The following is a 4,428-nucleotide window of genomic DNA, read 5'->3' as shown; positions in this document are numbered from 1 at the left end:
GTACGGACCATAAGCAATGCCCTGTCTGCCCCACGCAGGTTTTAGCAGAGGCTGGAGACGTAATGCGCCATTGTCAATCCCAATCAGCTTTTCGACATCTATACCCTTACGAACTGCACCACTGGGAGTTTTAGTACCAATGGTTTTACCTGCACAACAGTTGTCTGAGAATGTGTCTGTGAAGGATTTGTTTACTAAATTTTCTGGTGGAGTTAATTGTTGCATGTTGTTGCTTAATGTTTATATAGTGTTTTAAATTGGGTGAGGTACTTTCATCCTAGGGAGTAGGGAGTAGGGAGTAGGGAGTAGGTAATAGGGAATATATAACAGGTAACAGTAGGAAAGATCCTCGAGTTTTTTTTGGTGTTATGCTAAATAAGCAATGTCAAACCCTATCGGGTGTATCTCACTTTTGTAAATTTTGCGTAGGGTGCGTTAGGGGTGGGATTGCCCTGATTTTCCGCCTCTTCGTTCCTGGTTGAAATAGCCCACCCCGTAACGCACCACCCGCTCAAACAGCTTTTAGGAGATGCACCCAATCCTATCTCACCTGCTCCCTTGCTTTCAGAACCATTAAATTTAAATGAAGACCAGCTTAGATGATAGCTGACATTGTCAAGAACAACAAAAAAAATAAAATGGATATATGATGTCCCATATATCCAGAACTGATATGACTGACTGATAAAGGTCTTGAACACTCTTATTAATTATGATTTCATGATTATCTTGAATTAAGTTGCCAAATTGGCTAATTTATCGCTATTTTTTAGACAATTTATAAATTGTGATAGGTACAAATTCCAGGGTTTTAGGGAGCAGGGACTTCGGAGCAGGTAACAGCGGATCTGGGAAAGGGGAATAGATAACAAAAATATGTCTTAACCTTTACTTAGAAGGCTATAGACGGCTATATAGTTATTAAATAGGGGTAAAACAGCACAGGCTAAAAATCAAGTGCATTGTTATATAAAATTTGAAGTCTATAGCAATCCTAAATGAATTGTTATAATTTTTGTTCCCTACTCCCTACTCCCTACTCCCTACTCCCTATTCCCTTTGCTATAGCGTTTATTATAACTATTCAGAATTATGATTCAAACTATATCGACGAAATAATTCATATTTTTGAAAAAAGCAGTCTAAAAACTCACCCTCTGACACATCCTTTAAGGTTAGCCAGCGTGGATTATCAATGAGTTGTTTCATTTGAGATTGATGTTGGTCTAGGGCAGTACGTTTGATATCAAAAACATCACCAATATAGACAGATAATCTAAAATCATTCAGTAAACTAAACCCTGACATGATGGTTTTTTTTAAAAAGGAAACCAGGTTTGGTTTACTCCCTTCCACCCTTGTCCAAGGCCAGTGATTCCAAAACCATATAGGATACTCATAAACTGTCACATCAAATTTAATTGTTTTGAGTGAAGCTACGACAATTTCATTAGTAGCATTATGGTCAGATACACCATCGTTGTAGTAGGGAATAAAAATTTCTTCAGGAAGATAGTTAAGAATAATTTTGGCAACGTTTTGGATAGCAAATTTTCTGGTTTTATCTAATGTTCCATCTTTGAATTCCAGAAAGCTGACATCATGCTGTTGCAGACCAAGTTTTTGAGCGGCTGCTAAGGCTTCATTAGCACGTATTGATTTTACTTGATTTTCTGGAATCAGATGAGCATGAGATTGACATCCATCTGTCATAAAAACAATTTTTACATCGGCTCCGGCTTGCTTTTTACGGATAATTGTTCCACCACAGCCCAGGGTTTCATCATCCTGATGGGGTGAAAAAATAATCGCCGAGCGTCTTAGATTATTTCTGTCATACTCAACTCTGGTTCTATGGATTAGAAAACGATAAAACTGGCGTACCAGAGTTTTTAAGGATAATTTATTGCTCATTTTTAACTTGTCACTTGTTACTATTCTCTGATCCGAAGTTCAACACTTCTGCCTTTGGCTTTCAAAGAATAGTCTTGTACTGCGTAAGTAAATCATCAACAACTTTCTCGAAAGAAAATAGTTCAACCGCTCGCTGATGTCCAGCTTGTCCCATGGATGTTTTAAGTTCTTGGTCAGAAAGAAGTTGCAAGATGGCGTCTGCTAAAGCATCAGCATTACTCCGTTCAACCAGCAGACCTGTCTTACCATCTTCCACAATCTCGGGAAAAGCACCAGCTTGGGTAGCAATAACGGGAAGACCTGCGACCATAGCTTCCACAATTGGCATCCCAAATGCTTCGTGACATACTGAGGGAAATACAAAAATGTCTGCCTGCTGATAATAATTGACTAACTTAGATTGAGGAAGGGAGCCAGTGAAGGATACTTGGCTGGCTAGATCAGCACCAAAGTGATCATTCAATTCGGACAGGTATCGTCTCACGTAACCTGTCCAACTTTCATCACCGTAGAATGACGCTAACTCTGCCACTTTGGAGTCATCACTTAATCCCACAAGATAGTCGTAGGGTAATGCACCTACAGGACCAACGAGATCAAGTTTGGTTTGAGGGCAGCGCTCGAGCACTTTTTTAAAAGCCTCTAATAAGACATGGGAGCCTTTTTCTGGAGATACTCTCCCCACGTACAGTAATCGTTTAGCAGGATTTTTGGTGCTGCCATTTTGCTGATTATGGCTGACATAGAAATTCATGAAGCGATCAAGGTTTACCCCATTAAAAACCGGCTGACAGCGCTCGGCAAATTTAGGAAAACGCTGGCGAATCCCTTCTGTGATATACTTACTAGTACCAATAACTAAATCTACCTTACTAAGCCGCTTTTCTAGAATTTTGTGGTCCAGTTGGGTCAACCACTCACAATGCATGTGCAGGGCAATTTTTATTCCTGGGTTCAAGGCTCGTATCACTGGAATAAACTGAGATAAGTTGTGAATGTGAACAACATCACATTGCTGTTTTCTCAAGTCATTGGCTACTTGTAAAATATATGCGAGGTAATAGAGTTGGGAGCAAAATATAGGACGTTTTTGATTCTGGAATCCTGGAATTTTTTCTAGATAGTTTAGCAGTTTTTTATCCCGACCTATGGGAATATATCGATAGTCTACTCCGTCATGACTTGCCGTATTAAAGCGTTCTCCTGGTGTATAGACAATAACATCACCATCTTGAACTAAAAGACGCACGAATTCATAGGTCAAAATTCCGATAGAATCCATCGGGTTTGGAAACGATGTCATCACAAAGGGTTGACAGACAAATGCTATCTTTAATCGTTTCTTAGAATCTGCTCCGTTTAATTGATGATTTAATTTGTTGTTTAATTTGTTTTGCTCTCGGTCAATCCTAGTTAATTTATTATGCACTAAAGTGGTGTAGACTTCGTTGTTACTGGGATTGAGTTTGAGGACATTGTTATAGGATGCGATCGCATCATCTAATTTGCCTTGTTCTTGGAGAGCAACCCCTAAGGTATAATGACTGTTTACCAACTCTGGCTGTATTGCGATCGCATTCCGGTAGTAAGCCACCGCAGTCTTCACATCGCCCCCTATTTTCCGACTAACGCCCAAATCGTGATTTAAGGCAGCGTAGTAGGCGTGTTTGTCTTGGGAAAGCTGCCCTTGAGCGTGGAGAGCATTACCCAAATTCACATCAGCTTCAGCACAGTTGGGCTGAATCTCCAAAGCTTTTTGATAGCATGCGATCGCATTTTCCCACTTGCCTTGTTGTTGTAGAGCATAGCCAAAGTTGTTGTAAAGCGCTACCGAGTTAGGCTGTAGGGCTAACGCTCGCTGATAAGCTTCCACTGCTTCTGACAATTGACCTTGAGCTTGACGCAAATTGCCTAAACTGAACCAAGCCTTGAAAGACTCCGGATTTACAAGGAGGGTTGTATTGAAAAACTCCTCAGCACTTTGGTACTTACCTATCTGTTGTGCTAGCATTCCTAACCCATACAAGGCATCTGGTTGGTTAGGTATTCCTGCCAGAATCTGACGATAAACTTGCTCAGCTTCCACCAAGCGATTGCCTCGATGATATTGAAGAGCAACTTGAAGTGCTTCAGAAAGTTGTGTCACTGTTGTAATCCTCAATTTTTAGTTTTTAATTGGGAACTGGCAATTGTATAGAGTTGTGAACATACTCGCGCTTGGGTATTGGCAAGAGGCAAGATGCAAGAGGCAAGAGGCAAATTTTAATCAAGTATTTAGGGATTTTTAAGAACACCAAACAATCCTCCAAGCTCTTTCATTCTGCTCCCTACTCCCTACTCCCTACTCCCTCTTATGTTCATAAATCAAATACAAACGCTATATATAACTAGGGATAAGCAAAGTAAAAACTTTCTGAACTATGATTCAACATAATCGAGCGCAACTTTGAAGCAATCTCATCCCGTAGGGGAGCAGCTTCGGCTTGAGTCAGCCAAGTAAATAGTTTCTCCACA

The 4,428-nt window shown here is 40.3% G+C and carries 3 protein-coding genes and 1 pseudogene; 1 reads left to right on the top strand and 3 read right to left on the bottom strand.

All coding sequences use genetic code 11. From position 1 onward, the window contains the following. The 3 genes and pseudogenes from F6K49_RS35930 to F6K49_RS35920 form a co-directional block, all read right to left on the bottom strand. Window positions 1–225, bottom strand: a pseudogene (locus tag F6K49_RS35930) (nucleotide-binding protein); the annotation flags it as partial. Window positions 226–1,080: 855 nt separating this feature from the next. Next, entirely contained in the window at window positions 1,081–1,914 is an 834-nt protein-coding gene (locus F6K49_RS35925) for a PIG-L family deacetylase (protein WP_293070764.1), read from the bottom strand. 61 nt (window positions 1,915–1,975) lie between these two features. After that, window positions 1,976–4,060, bottom strand: a complete 2,085-nt coding sequence (locus F6K49_RS35920) for a glycosyltransferase (protein ID WP_293104497.1) — start codon at window positions 4,058–4,060, stop codon at window positions 1,976–1,978. 71 nt (window positions 4,061–4,131) lie between these two features. Here F6K49_RS35920 and F6K49_RS35915 point away from each other — a divergent pair, with 71 nt between their 5' ends. Next, window positions 4,132–4,305, top strand: coding sequence for a hypothetical protein (locus F6K49_RS35915; protein ID WP_293104494.1), 174 nt, complete (start codon window positions 4,132–4,134; stop codon window positions 4,303–4,305). Window positions 4,306–4,428: the final 123 nt, after the last annotated feature.

The organism is Moorena sp. SIO3I6 (genome assembly GCF_010672095.1).
The sequence above is the reverse complement of the archived record's forward strand: the minus strand, read 5'-3'. Positions and strand labels throughout refer to the sequence as shown.